This is a genomic window from Bacteroides sp. 14(A) (genome assembly GCF_000526555.1).
GTDB lineage: Bacteria > Bacteroidota > Bacteroidia > Bacteroidales > Bacteroidaceae > Bacteroides > Bacteroides cellulosilyticus.
In genome coordinates this window covers 2,665,407-2,685,173 of sequence record NZ_JAGH01000002.1, presented here as the reverse complement: position 1 = coordinate 2,685,173, position 19,767 = coordinate 2,665,407, and the positions used below count along the sequence as shown (strand labels likewise).

The 19,767-nt window shown below is 39.3% G+C and carries 8 protein-coding genes; 1 reads left to right on the top strand and 7 read right to left on the bottom strand.

Annotated features, from left to right (window positions below):
* Positions 1-73: 73 nt before the first annotated feature.
* The 4 genes from K429_RS0117625 to K429_RS0117610 all read right to left on the bottom strand — a co-directional run bounded on the left by K429_RS0117625 (position 74) and on the right by K429_RS0117610 (position 8,343).
* Positions 74-2,278 (bottom strand): hypothetical protein, encoded by a 2,205-nt coding sequence (locus K429_RS0117625; RefSeq protein ID WP_007212535.1) that lies wholly within the window; start codon positions 2,276-2,278, stop codon positions 74-76.
* 21 nt (positions 2,279-2,299) lie between these two features.
* The gene (locus K429_RS0117620; protein ID WP_007212534.1) at positions 2,300-4,309 is read right to left on the bottom strand and encodes a RagB/SusD family nutrient uptake outer membrane protein; all 2,010 of its coding nucleotides are present in this window, start codon (positions 4,307-4,309) and stop codon (positions 2,300-2,302) included.
* Positions 4,310-4,329: 20 nt separating this feature from the next.
* On the bottom strand, positions 4,330-7,572 hold the full coding sequence (locus tag K429_RS0117615; RefSeq protein ID WP_229097817.1) for a TonB-dependent receptor: 3,243 nt from the start codon (positions 7,570-7,572) through the stop codon (positions 4,330-4,332).
* Between the two features lie 63 nt (positions 7,573-7,635).
* Positions 7,636-8,343 (bottom strand): hypothetical protein, encoded by a 708-nt coding sequence (locus K429_RS0117610; protein WP_007212532.1) that lies wholly within the window; start codon positions 8,341-8,343, stop codon positions 7,636-7,638.
* 420 nt (positions 8,344-8,763) lie between these two features.
* Here K429_RS0117610 and K429_RS0117605 point away from each other — a divergent pair, with 420 nt between their 5' ends.
* Complete coding sequence (locus K429_RS0117605) at positions 8,764-13,179, top strand: two-component regulator propeller domain-containing protein (RefSeq protein WP_026367757.1); 4,416 nt, start codon at positions 8,764-8,766, stop codon at positions 13,177-13,179.
* A 28-nt stretch (positions 13,180-13,207) separates the two neighbouring features.
* Here K429_RS0117605 and xyl3A read toward each other — a convergent pair whose 3' ends face one another.
* The 3 genes from xyl3A to K429_RS0117590 all read right to left on the bottom strand — a co-directional run bounded on the left by xyl3A (position 13,208) and on the right by K429_RS0117590 (position 19,757).
* Entirely contained in the window at positions 13,208-15,802 is a 2,595-nt protein-coding gene (gene xyl3A / locus K429_RS0117600) for a xylan 1,4-beta-xylosidase (RefSeq protein ID WP_026367756.1), read from the bottom strand.
* A gap of 205 nt (positions 15,803-16,007) precedes the next feature.
* Complete coding sequence (locus K429_RS0117595; RefSeq protein WP_007212528.1) at positions 16,008-17,654, bottom strand: DUF5123 domain-containing protein; 1,647 nt, start codon at positions 17,652-17,654, stop codon at positions 16,008-16,010.
* Between the two features lie 27 nt (positions 17,655-17,681).
* On the bottom strand, positions 17,682-19,757 hold the full coding sequence (locus K429_RS0117590) for a RagB/SusD family nutrient uptake outer membrane protein (RefSeq protein WP_007212527.1): 2,076 nt from the start codon (positions 19,755-19,757) through the stop codon (positions 17,682-17,684).
* Between the last annotated feature and the right edge of the window lie 10 nt (positions 19,758-19,767).

The window sequence follows — 19,767 nt, the reverse complement described above, 5'->3', positions numbered from 1 at the left end:
TCCGAATGGAACGCCCTTCCTGCAAAGAATGTCTAACAAAACCTCACGGTCTCATTAACGACACGTTATAATTTCATTGTCTCCAACGTGGATCGCCAATACCCAACTTATAGATTTCATGATTACGAACCTGATCAGTATTCTTGAATCTCAAACCATTCATTAATTTCTCCGTAGTTGTTTCATGCATATCCTTGTCACCATTCTTATAAGGTGGATTCGGATCAACCATCAAATCAGTTGGAGCAAGCGGAGTAGACCCAACTTTCACTGTCAACTGTTCGGCACCATTGATGACACCTGGTAAATAGTCTAGGAATGCACCAGCACTATTCTTTTTGGCACTGAATGCACCACCTGTAAAAATACCGTCATCCTTCCGCTTGCTTTCTTCACAAGTTACAGCATAATTGTCTGCAATATCAAATGTGATTTCTTTCGGGCCTGTACCTTCAAGCGAACGGATATCCATACCATTAAAGTTAAGATTACGATCATCATCTACAGCTTTAGTCTGGATAAAGAGATTCTTCTTCACAACAATTTGGCTACCACCTGGCAAATAACGTAAACTAAAGATATAACGTCCAGAAGAACGTGTACTAAAGTTCACAAAGGTATTGTTCTCCAAAGTTATCTTATACTGAACACTTGGAGGCCATGCCAAAGTTTTATTATTGTCTGAGAACAAAGCCGTACGTGGCGAATCATAAAACGTATTACCACGGAAAATCATATCTTTAAAAATGTTACTCTTGGGGTCTTTACCATCACCAGCAATCCAAGCATAACCAGCACCATTATTATCATAATAACCGTTATTGTAGAATAAGCAATCTTCCACTAATATTTTTTCAAAGACCTTGCGCTTAGTACCTTGTACACGAATAAAACCACGAACCATGTGTTGGAATGTACACCTTCTGACCTCAAAAGAATTGAATGTTACTGCCATACCATTGGAATACATATTAGCAAAATAATTGCCAGTAGCTTTTCCGTCACCATAATTAGTAGCTTCCGGACTATCAAAATCAATATCTTCAAAAATTACAGATTTTACATTAATAGGCGCATCACTCTCACCCGATTGCGGTTGACGACCAAACATAAAATTGCAAGAGACACCAGAACCATCCGGATTCTTAGACATACCATTCAAATATATCTTAGCGTTACCTTTACCAGCATCCAAATCACTCTGACGCGTACGCATTGTCATACCCTTACAAAGACTCGGATTGTTAGCAAAATAATAAATTTTTCCACCCTCTAACTCAAAAATTGTACCTTCTGTTAAAGTATTATCCGCAGTATAATCTTCCAAAATCTTATCCAGACACATAGCCTGATACTTTACAGCACCCGGGATTGTATCATCTGGATTTACCGAATGTTCAAGGAAAATAGGTTCACCGGGCTCACCATCTGTACGCACCGTACATGTATTATACACAGCATCTACGTGAATAGGGATGTTCTTATTCTCAGCATTTACAACATATACACTGTTCATATCCAATCCATCAATGTCAATATAGCCTTTGGCCTTATCTTCTGCAGTAACTTCGTATTTTTTCCATTTATCAGGAACCTGAGCACTTGGATTGGTGGGCGAAGGTAGTACAGAAATAATATGTACCACAAAATTTCCATCCTCATCTACTTCAAAATGTTGTTTATAATCACCTGGATCACCAGAAGTAGCATACGAAAGATCCAAATTCAAACGAAAAGAAGTCTTTGTAATATTACCAATCACCACTAAATCAGGAGTATTATAACGCAAATCTGTATCCAACCCAAACCAATCAGCCCAATGGCGACCATCTCCATACCCATACCATTTGGAATGATAGCCTTCACCTTTCGGAGAAAGTGTACGAATAGCAAACCGATAACTTGTACTGTATTCCAAATCTTTAACCAGCAAATCCAGTACATCTGGTCCTACAATGGTATCCATCAGCAAATGAGCCGGATTATCCCAGTCTTCAGCCAAACCAGAAGACACGTTGGCCTGCAATGCCATTCTGATCTGATAGCCAGCGCAGTCTTTCACGCCATACCAATAAAGTTGAATATCATTTAAATCTACCACCTTACATGCATAAGGTTCGTCATCCCCCTTACCCGTATTATGGTCTTTGCGGAACATAGTCATAAACTCTCTGTCAGGAATAGTACCATCTTCATTGGTTATCACCTCATCGTCCTTACAAGAATATAAAAAAATGGGCAGAAGAGCTAATAAAGTATATAAAAATTTATTCTTCATAATTCAATCTAAGATTAATTATTAATAGCCATAATAATTTTTGTAAATACCCGCACTACGCTGGATAGCAGAATTCGGAAACGGAATAATGTAACGTACGGGAGGCAGATTCTTCACTGACGGAGTTTCAGTAACTCCATCACGAATCACATAAATATTGCCACGAGCGTCTCCACGAACATAACCATAGAATGAATAGAGCATTCTATCCTCAGGCATACCTTCTTCTCCATTCCACCAACCGAACAAGTCACCTTTCGTCCAACCCTCTTCACCAGTATTGTTCGGATTATCTTTTTTATCATAAAGGGTGTTCTTATAAAATTCAAGTACATTCATACCTGTATTAGGGTACAAATTAATATCATTAGGATTGGTCACACCACCCTTATCATCCTTGTAAAAAATGCTATAAGGTATATTTTCCCAAAATTCAGCATCCTTACCGTCATGTAAAGCAATATCCGCCATATCCATCGTTGATTCAGCATTCGTAGCTACACCATAATAACGCATGAAAGAATAATAGACTTCTTCAGCATACATATTATTACGTACCAAATCTTTCCAACGCATGTTTTCACCAGCAAATTCGAACTTACGCTCATCCAACACTGCTTTCAAGAAAGTATTCTTGTCAGCAGACACCTTATTCAGATAGCTTTCAACCTTACCAGCGTCCGTGAACGCACGGCTACGCACTTGACGTAAAGCCTCTATTGCCTTCGCCCCATTTATACCAGTCACACCATTCTCTATTTCATTCACAGCCTCAGCATACATTAACAGCACGTCTGCATAACGCATATAGGGATAATTAATACCAGTATTTCCCTGACTATTGGTACCCAAACTGGTAGTGGACCATAATTTAGACCACTTATTATTATGCACCGTACGGTCGTTACGTAACACAGGTTTACCATCATATTGATAATACCACATACCATTCACATAGTCTCTGCGCAGGTCATCTTCATCAAAAAGGAAACGATAAAGGGCATTGAGACGAGCATTCCCCTTACATTCTCCCCAAAGATTGGTACCACTTGTATTACCTTCATACAAATCGCTCGATGGTCCTTGAATATAACCAATACTACCTGTGGAATTTTTACCAAATGGTATTTCAAAGATGGGATCATCACTGTTGTTCACCTTGTAATTACACTCATCAATAAAGACCTGACGATAAGAAAGATTTAAAATATGTTTACCCGAAGATATCACAGAGTCACAATACTGACGAACGATTTCATAATAATCCTTATAATCAGTCGGACGTTCCATTTTACCATAACTCTTTGCATTAGCCATGTCTGGACGCAATGAGTAACCACCACGCGTCAATGCCATACGGGAAATCATTGACCAACAGAACTCCTTTGAAACACGTTCTATACCTTCGCTCAATTCATTAGCAAACTTCATTTTAGGAGCGATTGATTTCAAATCTTCAATCAAGGCCTCATGTACTTCATCACGATCGGTGACAGGAAGCAACAAAGTACTACTGTCATCAGTCCCAGAAACTGGTGCCAAAGAGAAAGGTATATCACCGAACATCACAACTAGGTCATGATAGAACATGGCGCGAATTACTTTAGCCTCACCCATCATCTGATACAGTTCCTCATCACCGCTGCCATACAATTCACTGTTTTCCAATTGATAGATAAAATTATTGGCATACTCCACTCCTTTATAAGCAGCATTCCAAATTTTTTCAATATCACCTCCCATAGGTGTACAGTCAAAACGACGATAACTATTAGTGGTAGCAACATCACTGGTATACACAGCCATATCCACATCACTATTCAGACAGAAAGTACTCAGGTAAGCACTACCATACATGTCACCGCTCAACAATTGAGCATATACACCATTCAATGCACGGTTTATCTCGGTCTTGTCATTGAAGACATACTCATTATCGTATTTCGAAGGAGCTTCCACTTCAAGGAAATCATTACATGAAGAAAGTCCCATGACAAGTAGGCCAGTCATCAGAATATATTTATATTTCATATTTCTATCCTTTTTATTAATTAGAAAGTTATATTAGTCCCCAATACAAAACTACGGCTACGAGGATACCGATTGTAGTCCATGCCACAAGTCAAGCCGGTCTGCACATCCACTTCAGGGTCATAGCCGGAATAACCGGTAATGATGAACAAGTTAGAAGCACTCGCATAAAAACGGACTTTGGACATACCCCACTTTTTAGTAAGTTGAGAAGGCAATGTGTAGCCGATAGTAATATCCTGACAACGCAAGAATGAACCATCTTCTATAAAATAGGAATGTGTCACCTTATTTGTTACATCAGTCGGGTTCCATAAAGTCACATTGGCATTAGCAGCCCTATAAACATCTACAGTGTTATCCACCCAATAGTTTTTATAGTAGTTGTCACCATCAACCGGATTGAAGTAATGCCAACTGTCTTTGAACTTGGACAGTACATTATAGAACTTTTTATTATTACCTTCCGCTGATGACAGCTGATAAGCAGTTGCATTGTTCACATCAAAGTCATACATATAGTTGAAGTTAATAGTGAAGTCCAGATTCTTCCACTGCCCGTTAAATCCGAAACCACCTTGAAATTTTGGATTGGTGTTACCTATCACAGTACGGTCGTTTTCATCAATCACACCATCGTTATTCAAATCTTTAAACTTAATTTTACCAGGCAACGTGGGTTCACCGGAAGTACTATTGCTGAATACCGTATTGATTACAGTACCCTCTTTAGGTATTGCCAAGAAATTCTGATTCGGATCAAAGTTAAATTCATCTATGCTGTAAATCCCGTCATAAACGAAACCATAAATCAGCCCCAACTGATCGCCTACCCGTAGACAATAATCATTATAGCTGGATTTCCAACGATCGTTCTGATCCCAAATCACATCATCCGTGTCATTCAATTTATCAACCACCATCTTATTCAAACCAAATGTGAAGTTTCCGCTCAACACATAATCTTTTCCACGAAGGATATCACCGCTAATACTCAATTCCAAACCTTTATTTGTCACCTGACCAATGTTACGCATCTGCTTGGTATAACCTGATACAGTAGGAACGTCCGAAGTATACAACAGATCCTTCGTCGTATTCCAATAAAATTCGGGTGTAATAGTCAATCGGTCATTGAACAAACCAAGATCGAAAGCAACATTACGCGTCAATGTAGTTTCCCATTTAATTTTTGTATTAGGATAAGTTTTTCCATCGCCTATACCATACCACTGTTCACCATTCTCTGTAGCTTCACCGAAAGCAGGACCAGAAGTTGAATTCACAGTATAAAGGTAACGCCACATGTCATCATCAATACGATTATTGCCTGCCAAACCGATAGCTGCACGAAGTTTCAGATTGCTGATAATCTCATTATTTTCCAAAAAGCCTTCACGAGACAATACCCACGCCCCAGAAACAGCAGGGAAATAGCCCCATTGCTCACCAGGAGCAAACTTCGTAGAGCCATCAGCACGCATTGTAACAGACACCAAATATTTATGATCGTAGTTATAATTGGCCTGACCAAAGAAAGAAGCAGTACGCTCTGGAGTGGAAAGTGAAGTAGTATTTTCCCAAGGCCTTCCAAGATTCATGTTATTCAAAGCTTTATCCGCTGTAATGTAACGTGGGAAATAACGATTCTTCATAAAAGTTTCTTTCGTTTGTTTAGTTTGAATTTCCTGCCCCAACAAGAACGAAAAGTTATGCAATTTACTAATATCAAATCCATAAGAAGCTGTGTTCGTCCATGTATATTTTTCAGTACGTTTGTCCTTAATAGAAGCAATCGGAAGTTTGTTCTGCTTCTGTCCATCATCTGTCATAGCACCATAAAAACGATTTTCATCAGTGAAGGACATAGCATGTACAGCTTCTGTACGTAATACCAACCCATCAATAGGTTTCCATTCCAAGGCCAACTGATTAGTATAGGAATAAGAATGCTTCTTCAATGTATTCTCCTTAATATCATTCTTCGGGTTAGTATATTCAAAGATTGCTTCATCATCCGGGTCCACAGTAGCAGGATCCCAAAAAGCAAATTCACGTAACCCATTTGTTGGACGATAACGCAACACATCTATAATACCGCCACTACCAATTTTATCACCACCGGCACCAGTATCACGGCGATAAGAAACTTTTGGATTCAATTGCAATGACAATTTTTTAGTCAACTGAGTATACAACTTAACATTTAAATTAGTACGACGCACACCCGACCCCATGATAATACCTTTATCCTCCGACTGTGTCAACGAAATATTGAAACGATATTTATCCGAACCTCCTCCAATGTTTACATTGGTAGAATAATTCAACGGAGTTTCCCCCATCACTTCATCCTGCCAGTCATGTGTAGTAGCACGGCGATAAATATCAAGATCTTGCGGATTACCAAAATTGGCACGGAAGAATTTAGCTTCCGTACTGCGATTACCACCTGCAGATGCAAAGTCATACTGATAATCCACAAAGTCATAAGAGTTCATCAAATCCAATTTCTTAGCCAACTTACTCACAGACATTTGCGCATTCAGACTTACCTGTACCTTACCTTCCTTAGCCGACTTTGTAGTTACGATAACCACACCATTACCACCCTTCGCCCCATAAATGGCAGTTAGAGAGGCATCCTTCAAAACATCGATTGAAGCAATATCCGAAGGCGGAATATCATTAATATTATCCGTTTGGAAACCATCGACGATGTAAAGCGGATCGTTACTTTGAGTTACTGATGTACCTCCTCTGACGCGGATGTTAATATCTGCCCCCGGGGCACCATCTACCGTAGTAACCTGTACACCAGCAATCTTACCCTGTAAAGCAACAGCGGCCGAGGTAACAGGAACAGCAGCCAGTTTAGCACCCGAAATAGAACCAACAGAACCTGTTAAATCCTTTCTTGCCTTACTGCCACCGTAACCGATAACAACCACTTCCTCAAGTGCCTGTGAATCATCTTTCAATACAATTTTCAGATCTTTTCCGACAACGGCATCCACTTCCTGGGTTTCCATACCAACATAAGAAACCACTAATTTCTTTCCTTTAGGAAGGGTCAATGTAAACTGACCATCCAAATTAGTAGTAACGCCATTGGAACTATTACCTTTTTCCACTACCGTGGCACCGATAACCGTTTCACCCGTTCCATCGAGTACAGTACCTTTCACAGTAACAGATTGAGCAAACGCTCCAATCGGCACGAACGAAAGTAGTGCCAGCAAAAGGATTAATTTGCTTTTCATACTCCTAAAATTTAGTTTCATAATAGAATATTTGGTTAAACAATAAAATTATTTTTCTTTTTTTCAATAATCTAAATACATAGGTCCCCAATTTCCATAGCTGTCTGAAATTCGAACATCCCCTATACTTATATGCCCATAGATATCACTAGAGTTAAATGGTACAGCAAGACAGGCCTTGTAATGTTGTGGATCGTCCTCACTGTTTTCTAACATTAGATATCTATAATTATAATCCTTATGTGTAAAATAATACCTAATCCAAATGCGCTCTTTATTTCCGCTCCAAGAATAAGGGCAGTTTGCCGCTATATTCAGATATAAATAAGTATCAGAGCCATCAATTGGCACATATATTTTATCATCTATATATAACTGATCCTCCACTATAGACTCAATAGGAACACACCAGTCATATATATTAGTACCGGTAAAATTGTAATCATAATAGTCTTTCCATTCCTTATTAACCAGTAATCCTCTTAAGTTTACAGTAGGATAGCTTATTTTAATTTCCAAATGCGATGTAGTAGTAGCATAGACACATCCAACAGTAGTTTCAAAGCTCAAATAATCGTAAACTTCATATTGTACACCTCCAATAGTAACAATATCCAATACTTCTGTACGAGTATTAGCTCTCTCTATAGTAGTATCTACCTCATTCTGAAGAAGTTCATTAGAACATCCCCAAAATATAAAACAAGCCAAAGATAGAACATAACAACATACTTGTTTTACCCCCAAAAAGTTTAAAATTTTGTTTTTCATAAGAATATTAATTTATAATAGTTAATAATAGGCATATTCTCTTTTTATATAATAGTAAAAATCTTCCCCAGCATTAACCGATGTATTTTTCATATCCATAGTATAGCTTTTATTTTCAAATAAAAATATCACTTAGATTTTCTGATACAAAAGTCCGAAAAGGTATTTAATTAAGGGGGGAAAAATTATCGCAATAGGTGGAAACGAATGTTCACAATGTTTAAAAACAGCTTTCTGGGTAGTCACAAGCCCGATAATACACCTAAGGAAACAAATATTCCACATGGCTATATAATAATTACACATCCATGCTTCCTTTACCGAAGTGCTGAAAAATCCACCTACATTTACTATCAGAATACATAGTAGTAAAACAGATAATTTATATCTTTGCAAAGCAGTTACAAATTAGTCAATACTATGAAAAAGTGCATTATACTACAAATCAATTATTTAATATTGATTTGTCTTTTTATCCCCTGTGTAGCCATTGCACAACCGATTTGCCAAATTCAACGTTTCTCCGCTTACAACGGATTGGCACAAAGGTCTGTCACCAATATCCTGCAAGATTCAAAAGGGTTTATCTGGTTTTCCACTTGGAATGGCTTAAATAAATTCGATGGATACACTTTCAAAAACTATAAAGCATTTCCGGGAGACGGATGTACTTTAACCAATAATCGTTTAGCCAAAATCACACAGACACAAACCTGTGACATCTGGTGTCAGACTTATGACTTACGAATCTATCTATTCGACAGCCGCCGGGAAAAATTCATAGATATCTTACGCCCTTATGAAAACGAAAAACAGCAGACCTACGCTGTACAGAACGTCTATACATTACCCAAAGGCGTCAGTTGGATCGTATGTGATCGTGGAGCATTCCGTATTGACGAACAAGCGTACAAGGCTCAGGAAGGAGAAGGAATAACCTTATATAATATCGAAGAGAAGAACCTGAAAGGGGATCAAATAATCACTATTTTTCAAGATAGCGATGGGGACGAATGGATATTAACCAACAAAGGAATTTCAATCATTGGCAAAAAGAAAATAGAATCTGATATTCCATTCAAGAATATCAAAGAAGATAATGGCAATATATATCTAGTATCTGCCAACAACCAGTTAGTGATATATCTACCCCAGACACAGCAACTTCAGTTTCATGAAATGCCCTTTTCAACCTCCAATGCTATCAATTCTATCAGTAGACTGGGAAAAGATAGCATAGGACTGTGCACAAATAATGGACTCTATATTTACTTTGCGGAAAATCAAAGATACAGATTAATAGATCCCCGCACTCCTACCAATCCCTCTACCGAAGTTTTATCCGTATTCAGAGACAGTTTCGGCGAATTATGGTTATACTCCGAAATGCCCGGAGTAGTGCGTTATAACTTAGAGACAGAAGAGAAACAACATTATATTACTCCCAAAGAGGATCTGCCAAAAGCCGAACGATTAAGTCGCGACCTGATATTCGAAGATAAGCAAGGAACATTGTGGATGGTTCCACATAGAGGTGGCTTCTCCTATTATGATCGAAAGAACAAACAACTGAAGCCCTATTATACTGATTATAATAATCCTGATACAAAATTCAATCCCGTCATTCTGAATTCTTTTTTAGATCAGCAGGGAAATCTCTGGATATGTAATCACTGGGACGTTACAAAAATCTCATTTTCTACCTACGCATGTTCACTACAAGCCATAGATGCCAGCTTTGAAACGCGCGCTTTCTTGATAGATGAAAAAGATGAGCTTTGGACAGCCAGCAAAAAAGGATATGTACGAATTTATCAGCCGGATGGAAGTTTAAAAGGATATCTGACTCCCGCAGGAACCATCAGTTCACAACCTATTTCTTTCCAAAAAAACATCTACTGCTTTATGGAAGATGAAAATGGAGTTATTTGGATGGGAAGTAAGTTGGATGGGCTTTTCCAATTAGAAAGAACCGGTAATGATCATTTTCAAATACGTCAATTTACTCATCAGGAAGACAACCCGTATAGCCTGAGCCATAATAGTATCTATAGCATCTATCAGGATCATCAAAAACGTATCTGGATAGGTTGTCATGGTGGAGGACTGAATTTACTGGAAAAGACACCTGAAGGGGAAATCCGCTTCATACATAGCGATAACCAACTGAAAGGATATCCCAAAGAACATTTCTCCAAAGTCCGCTATATCACCGAGGTCAATCAGGCGATTCTTGTCTGTACCACAGAAGGGTTACTAACCTTCTCCAATGAATTTAAACAACCGGAAGAAATCAATTTCTACCGTAATCTCCGCAGTCCCAATACAGTTTCCAGTCTTAGCAGTAATAATGTGACCTATGTTTACACAGATAGCAGAAATACAACTTACATCCTTACATTTACCGGAGGAATCAATAAAGTCCTTTCTGAAAATCTTTTAAGTGAACACATCGAATTTAAACCTTATACGACAAAAGATGGCTTACCATCCGACCTCGTCCAGTCTATGATAGAAGATAAAGAAGGAAGTTTATGGGTAATTTCGGAAAATGCACTTACCCGTTTCAATCCGGAAAAGGAAACATTTGAATATTATGATAAAAAGTACATGCAACAAGAGCTTTACTTTACAGAAGCGGCTCCTGTGCTGGAAAATAATCAATTGCTATTAGGAACAGATATCGGAATACTCAAAATTAGTCCTGAACATCTTCAGAAAAGTAATTATGCCCCTCCCATTGTATTCACCGGATTTAAAATACAAGGAACCTCCCAGGATTTAGATATCAATGATCTGGAAGAACTAAGGCTGAAACCATCCGAACGCAATGTTACTTTCCAATTTGCAGCTTTGGATTATGTAGCGCCTGAATCAATCAGCTATGCTTACCGTCTGAAAGGATTGGAAGAAAAATGGAATGAAGTGGATAACAGCCGTTCAGCCAGCTATATCAACCTTCCTCCGGGAGAATATGAATTGCAAATACGTTCTACCAACAGCGACGGAGTATGGATGGAAAAAGCACGTATCCTGCCTATAACTGTACTTCCAACCTTTTGGGAGACATACTGGGCATGGATTCTGTATGTCGTATTATTCGTGTTATCCACAGCAACTATCGTCTATATCATTCTCTACATATACCGGTTACGTCATCAGATAAATATTGAACAACAACTGGCAAATATCAAATTGCGCTTTTTCACCGATATTTCGCATGAATTACGTACTCCGTTAACACTCATAGCCAGTCCGGTTAGCGAAATTCTGGAACACGAAACTCTCACAACCAATGCCCGTAAACATTTAACCCTGGTGCACAAGAATACGGAGCGTATGTTGCACTTAGTAAACCAGATATTGGATTTCCGGAAAATAGAGAATAAAAAAATGAAAGTGCTGCTGGAAAAGACAGATGTCCTCAGCCTATTACAAAAAGTAATGGATAACTTCCGCCTTATTGCTGAAGAAAAGAATATCAATTACCAATTGGAAACAAACCAGGAAGCTATAGAAACCTGGATCGATCAGGATAAGTTTGAAAAAATCATTTTTAATTTGCTATCCAATGCATTCAAATACACTCCGGCCAATAAGTCTATTACCGTCATTGCCAATGTGGAAAGTAGCAGATTAATTGTTTCCATAAAAGACGAAGGCATTGGTATCGATCTTCAAAAACAGCAAACACTTTTCCAACGCTTTGAAACATTGGTAAAATTCAACATATTGCAGCCCTCGTCAGGCATAGGACTATCACTTGTCAAAGAACTGATAGAACTACATTGTGGCAACATTGAAGTAAAAAGTCAACCCGGTGTAGGCAGCGAGTTTACCGTTATATTACCAATGAATCAAAAAGTTTATGAGGGAAGAGAAAATACAGAGTTTATACTGAATGACGGAAATTCAGTCCCCGCTGAAAAGAAAAATGAAATAAGACCCATGGTTGAAATAGCTTCAATGGCCGACATTACTCCTTCAGAGACAGCCAAAGAACCAAATCAGATATCGAATGAAGAAGACCCTGTATCCATCTTAATTGTCGAAGATAACGTAGAGCTAAGAAACTTCTTATCAGATATCTTGTCAGAAAGTTATCGGGTACTCACCGCCACCAATGGACAAGAAGGATTGGACCAAGCCCGGGAATATATTCCCGATCTGATTATCAGTGACATTATGATGCCTGCTATGGATGGCCTTGATATGGTAAAGAATATTAAGGAAAACAGAGAAATATGTCACATACCTATCATTCTGCTTTCTGCCAAATCATCGCTGGATGATCGCATATCAGGACTGGAACAAGGGATAGACGATTATATCACCAAGCCCTTCAGTGCAACGTATCTAAAAATCCGTATCAAGTCTTTGCTTCACCAGCGTAAAGAATTGCAGGAAATCTACTGGAAAGCATGGTCGGAAAAATTAAACAATACCCAGGAAACCACTCTGGAAGAGAAACTGACCCCCTCGCAACCTCAGATCATTTCATACGATGAGCAGTTCATGCAGCAAGTGATGCAAGTAATGGAAGAGCAAATGGAAAACTCGGAACTTACAGTCGACGAATTTGCCCAGTTACTGAATTTAGGACGTTCTGTCTTCTATCAGAAACTAAAATCCATCATCGGTCTGTCTCCCGTGGACTTCATACGCGAAATTAGGATTAAACGTGCCGTACAATTAATAGACAGCGGAGAATATAACTTTTCACAAGTGGCTTACATGACAGGCTTCAACGATCCTAAATATTTCGGAAAGTGTTTCAAAAGACAAATGGGAATGACGCCTTCGGAATACAAAGAAAATAAAAGAGATGATAGTTGAATATTTCAGCTATCATCTCCTCATAATTTTACCGAATGGTAAATGCCCGTGATAATAAACTCTTCTCACAGGAAGTACCTCCTATCATAACAGTATAATTTCCCGGGCAAACTCTCATTGTATTGCTCTGTTCATCCCACCATTCCAACTGGGTATCATCCAAAGAAAATTTAACCTCAACCGTCTTTCCTGCCGGAATACGCACACGCTTAAAAGCACGCAACGTTTTAACCGGTCCCTCTGTATCATCCATTTTTTTGAGATAAACCTGTACCACTTCATCTCCATCCCGACTCCCTGTATTAGTTACAGGAATCACCAGGTTCAGATTTTGACCGGCAGCAATTTTATCATCATTCATTTTTAACTTTCCATATTTGAATGTAGTATAACTAAGTCCATGACCAAATGGGAACAAAGGAGTCTCTTTCATGTACCTGTAGGTCCTTCCGGTCATATTATAATCCTCAAAATCCGGAATTTGAGCCAGATTACGATAGAATGTCAATGGTAATTTTCCAGCCGGATTGTAATCGCCGAACAAAACTTCGGCAACAGCCTGGCCACCAGCTTGCCCAGGATACCATGCTTGCAGGATAGCCTCACAATTCTGACTTTCCGGCTCCAAAGCTATAGCTGCACCGGAGAAATTAACAAACACAATCCGTTTTCCTGCAGTTTTCAAAGCCTCAACAACACGTCGCTGTACAGCCGGCAACTCGATTTCGGTGCGATCTCCTCCCCTGAAACCAGCTGCATCAACAGGCATTTCTTCTCCTTCCAGTGCCGGAGAGATACCACCCGCAAAGATAACTACATCTACATCTTTGATACGCTCCAACAATCCTTTCACATCTATCTGAGCATTTACTCCCATATCAAAGCTAAGATTTGCCGTTTTGTCAAAATGACGATACTTTAATAAAATATCATAAGACTTTCCCGATTCTGCCTTCAACGTATAAATGGAAGTCATTTGCTTCACAGCTCCTTCGTCTTCCTTAACCAGTTTACCATTAATATAAAGTTCATAGGCGCCTCGCATCTGAATACGAAAAACAACGTCTTCTGTTTTTTCCGGATGAAATACAGAACGATATTCAGCAGAAAATCCTCTTAAAATAACTCCCGGTGCAAAAGGAGCAGCCCCATTAGTATTAAATAAGAATGGGGTGGATTGCTGAACTTCCGTAACAGCCTCCCCTGTAAAGGTATTATTATTCCAATATGTTGAATGAAAACCGTTTCCTTCCGAAGTAGAACATTTGTTGAATAAGCTAATGAACAAAGTACTATCCGTGTGTCCGCAAACCGGCTCATAAATAAGATTAGAAGTTGGCAGATAACGCTGCATACCTTCAAGCAAAGTAATGGTATGCGAAGGTAGCCCATTATAATTCCCCCATTGCATAACCGAATCATTTGCATTAGGACCTATTAATGCTATTTTTGCCTGTTTACTCAATGGAAGTATATTATTATTATTTTGCAACAATGTCATGGTTTCACGCGCCATCTGCAATGCCAACTGACGATGTTTGGGTGAGTCCACAACATCCGAAGAAATCCCTGTCCAGACATTCTCGTCCATTTCTCCCAACTCAAAACGAGCTTTCAACAAACGTTTCACTGAAATATCTATCTGATTTTCAGTAATAAGTCCAGCCTTTACTGCATCCGGTAAGGATTTATAGCTATTTCCACACTCAACATCCGTGCCATTTAAAACAGCATCTGCCGAAGCACTGGCAGCATCAGGATGCGTCTCATGCTTTCTTTTTTGCCAGAAATCCGATACTGCCCCACAATCTGAAACAACGACTCCGTCGAAGCCCCATTCATCACGCAAAATCTGAGTCAGCAAACGATTACTTCCACAACATGGTTCACCTTCAAAACGGTTATAAGCACACATCACTTCTTTCACTTTAGCTTCCTGAACTAAGGTTTTAAAGGCGGGAAGATAAGTTTCCCATAAATCTCGTGGAGAAATATTCTCAGCATTAAAACTATGCCGATTCCACTCCGGTCCCGAGTGTACAGCATAATGTTTTGCACAAGCGTGAAGTTTATTGTATCGTGCTGTATCGGGTCCCTGCAAACCATTGACTACTGCAACTCCCAAACGGCTGGTCAAATAGGGATCTTCTCCATACGTCTCCTGTCCACGCCCCCAACGCGGATCACGGAAAATATTCACATTAGGAGTCCACACTGTAAGTGCCTGATAACGTGTAAGATTTCCTTTACTATCCAATCTCCGGCTCTTTGCTCTTGCTTCATCAGATACTGCCGTAAAGACTTCATACAACAAACTATCATCAAATGATGCTCCCATACCGATAGCCTGTGGAAACACTGTAGCCAATCCTGTACGCGCGAGACCGTGAAGTGCTTCATTCCACCAACCATACGCTTTGATCGATAATCGGGGAATAGCCGGAGAACCGTTCATCATCAATGAAGCCTTTTCCTCCAAAGTCAATCTTTTGAGCAAATCATCCGCCCGTTCTTCTGCAGTTAAACTTGTATCCTGGTAAGGAAACTTTTCGGGCAATTTGTTTTGTGCCTGTATAGTCATACCGGAAGCTACAACCATACCAATCAAAATCCATCGTTTCATAGTCTGTTACTTTTATAGAGTTATTGTTAATCATTTTATGCAAATATACCCGGGAAAATTAGGTATTATGGGGGAAATTCAGGTATTATAAGTGCACTATCTCAAAATTCGAAAAGTTTCTCAGAGCAGATTAAACACAAAAGGAGGTTGTTCATATGAACAACCTCCCTCCATCATTAACAATCTTTCCTATATGGAATCTTACCTATTGTATCCACCATCTCGGGTCACCGGCTTTGCCCTCACCCTCAAATTTCAATTCCGGTTTGTAATGGAAATCCCCATTCATCGGATCTACGAACAATTCCAGAGATGTCATAGACAAAGACTTGGCATTCGTGAACGGCCTAGAGTCCACTTGGAAGTCAGAGGTCAAGTAGCAACCGGAGAAATCCAGATAGCCAGAATAATCTCCATTTCCGGAATTAATCTTGCTGCCACCATTCGTTCCGGTAAAGACAGTACTTGTCACAGCAATAGACTTCGGTTGCTTATCCAAACGGAATACCTTCGGCATACCAATTGTATAATTACAGAAGATACATTTATTCATTTTTATTTCATCAATAACAAAACGAACATCCATCAACTGATCACCAATCTCACAAAGCGTAGAGTTTTCAATAACGAGTTTCTTCAGGGATTTAGCTTTACCGAAATTGAACAGGCCATAGCCGCTCAATGCTACATTCTTCACAATACAATTACTGATTGTAATACCACTTATTTCTACATCACCATTGTTCAAACGCACAAGGCTACGTGGAATTTCACTGATATGACATCCCTCAAAGGCTATAGTACTGAAGCAATTCGTATTACCTATTTCAATGAAGAATTGAGATTGTCCGTCACTTATCAAATCGATATTCTGCCATTTCACAGTTCCCAGCGGAGCAGTAAATGTCATTTTGGTAGCCGTCAATTGAGGCAGCTGACCGTTAATCACATTACCTGCCAAATAAAGAGCCTTCACATTTGTCGGCACAGTGATCTCACCAAACGTATAGCTTTCTCCACCTTTGAAAGCCAGAGTTACCGGTCCTACCGGGGCAGAAGCTAACAAAGCATTAATATCATCTCCTGATTGTACGTCTATTGTTTCTCCTACAGAAGAGCCCAGTGTCAAAAATCTATATTTACCTCTAAGCACATCGCCATTCAGGATATATGCCAGATAATTAGTTCCTGCCTTCAAGTCTTTAATGGAATAAGTTCCTGCCTGTTTTTCAGTTGCAGTTAATTCGTGAGCGGGTTCTACCCATACTGTATCAATCAAAACAGTCTGTTCTTCCCCTTCTCCTTCCACCGTAAACTTCAATTCGGCATGGCGAATATGAGTAGCGGTCTTATCGGCTTTCCACTTCAAGACAGCACCGGAAGTAGAAGGAACAACCTCCGTAAATATCTGCTCATCCGGAGTTTCAAAGAAAAGTCCCACATAACCGGACTCTTTACCTGTTTTTCCATCTACCGCTTTTACACGTACCGAATAACGGCTGGTTCCATCCAAGTCTGTGAACAATGTACGATATTCCGTTTTAACCGCAGTAGTTTCCTGACGATACGGTGTCAAGGTGTCTGCCAGAATTTCCACAGTCTTCACAATATTTGTAAATTCCAGACTATCTCCTTTACTAAATTCAAAGATATACTTTGAAGCATCCGTTATACCTCTGTAACTTAACATTATAGAAGTAGGAGATGTATTATCAGCCACTTTAAATTCAGTAGTACGGAATAACCGGTCATGCCCTGGTTCTATCCCCCAGTCATTGGCATCCTCCTGGCAAGCAACGGCAGAAAATGCCAGAACTCCCAATAAGATATAATATATATTTCTAAGTTTCATATATTCATTCTTTAATAAGTTAACTTTTTATTTTTGCTTATCATATCCATAAGAGTTCTTCAAATACCCTTTTGACTTATAGATATCATCATAATAGATAGAATGGAAATGACGATAATTACAGATCTCATTACCTATATCTATCAGATTCAACTTAGCCTGAATCAACTCGCCATACTTCAAAGTACCCAGCAATTCCGTATAATCATAAGATTTACGCAAACCAGTGGCACAAGACAATATCTTTACTGAATTATCAACTAAAGAACTTTCTTTACCTTCGGCCAAATTCCAATAAGAACGGGGGAACCAATTCGCTTCTGAATAAACTTCCGTATCGGGATTATCGGCCAGGTTACGATAGAAATTGGCTGAAGACAAATCTATGAATTCACCTTCCTTATCATATCTATAGTACACTTTCACCGGGAAATCAGTTGGTTCATACGTTTTATCGAAGATTTGTATGGTATGAGTACCGTCCAGCAAATAAAGCATCGCCTTTTTCATATCCTCTATTTTAGAATCTAGTAATCCCCAACGGACTAAATCCAATTTACGGATACCTTCACCACCCAGTTCCCAGGCACGTTCGTTAACAATGGCCTCAAAGAAATCAGCATCATATTTATTCACTTCTTCAGAACCGGCACCGAAAGCTCTCGTACGAACTTGTTCCAATGCGTTGCGGGCACTGATATTAGCTATTTCACTATTTGAATCAATTCCTTTACCCAACATATAACGAGCTTCAGCAAACATCAGTAAGACGTCTGAATAACGCATCACAATCCAGTTAATACCGGTCGGAGTACGAGCCGTAGCTGTTTGTGCTATAGAACGATATGCATTAGAAGTCCAGAAGAAGCCCCATTTACCCAATTTCACGTTCATTATATCAGTCTGCATCACCTCACGATTTCTCTTCGCATCTGAATCTTTCTTATACTGAGGCCAGTAACAAGCATAATCACGACGAGTATCAGTCGGAGAAAATGAATAGAAATAATAAGCATTTGAACATACATAAGAACCACCGAAACCACGGCTGCCATACCCGATTCCACCGTCCATTGCACGTCCCATCAATGTACCGATGTCACCACTATACCCTACTCCATTAGCTACTTCAAAAAGATTCTCATTATATTCGTTATAATTCAAGCCACAAACTGTTTTCCAGATATGTCCATAATCAGGATCCAATTGATGAGGATTCTCCGGAGCACCAATAATTTCAGCACATTGCTGCTCGGCTATTTCATAATAATCACGCCAATTCTTAGGTCTACCAACATAATAACCTCCTACTTCCTCCATACCGGGATTTCCTTCAACATTAGGATAGTGTTCTACATTAGAATCATCAGGAAACTGATTACCGTCACGAACAGACCATCCTCCTGCAAAAAGAGCAATACGAGCCAATAATCCCTTGGCAAATCCTTTATTCACGCGTTCGCAATTATAATCAGAATTTTCTCCTACCCAAGGCAAATAGTTAACTGCCTCCTGCATGTCACGAACAATACTTGAATAAATACTATCACGATTAATCTTTCCCATATATACATTGGAAAGATCCGAGTTAGACATACCTTCCTTAAAAGGAATATCTCCCCAACGCCTAACCAATTCAAAATAAGACAATGAACGCAATGTTAAAGCCTCACCCAAATAACGCTTCATCGCCGCATTACCACTTTTATAAAGCGCTGAAGCACGAATGCCATCCACAGCGGTACTGGCCAATTCTGCCATTTTAAAAATGTATCCCCATTGCAGGGTCTTGTTGTACCAGTCACAATAATAATTGGCCGCCCCTGTATCACTTGTCAGGTCTTTAGATGGGTCAGTAGCATAACCACTAGCCAATTCAATATCAGAAACACCTTGCCAGTTAACCGACATTTTCTGTCCATAAACATACGTACCTGCTAATTCGGAGTAAACTCCCATAATAGCCGAACGCGTCATACCTTCATTCTCAAAAGTAACAGTACTACTTTGTACCGAGGGAGATTCCGTATCAAGAAAATCGCTGCAAGAGGTTAACAGCGCACCTCCCACCGTCAATACATATACTATATTCTGTAATTTCATAAGTTTATTA

Bases quoted from the DNA above. Each gene is read 5' to 3' on its own strand.
- K429_RS0117590 (WP_007212527.1), bottom strand. From the start codon at position 19,757: ATGAAATTACAGAATATAGTATATGTATTGACGGTGGGAGGTGCGCTG.
- K429_RS0117615 (WP_229097817.1), bottom strand. From the start codon at position 7,572: ATGAAAAGCAAATTAATCCTTTTGCTGGCACTACTTTCGTTCGTGCCG.
- K429_RS0117595 (WP_007212528.1), bottom strand. From the start codon at position 17,654: ATGAAACTTAGAAATATATATTATATCTTATTGGGAGTTCTGGCATTT.
- K429_RS0117620 (WP_007212534.1), bottom strand. From the start codon at position 4,309: ATGAAATATAAATATATTCTGATGACTGGCCTACTTGTCATGGGACTT.
- K429_RS0117625 (WP_007212535.1), bottom strand. From the start codon at position 2,278: ATGAAGAATAAATTTTTATATACTTTATTAGCTCTTCTGCCCATTTTT.
- K429_RS0117610 (WP_007212532.1), bottom strand. From the start codon at position 8,343: ATGAAAAACAAAATTTTAAACTTTTTGGGGGTAAAACAAGTATGTTGT.
- K429_RS0117605 (WP_026367757.1), top strand. From the start codon at position 8,764: ATGAAAAAGTGCATTATACTACAAATCAATTATTTAATATTGATTTGT.
- xyl3A (WP_026367756.1), bottom strand. From the start codon at position 15,802: ATGAAACGATGGATTTTGATTGGTATGGTTGTAGCTTCCGGTATGACT.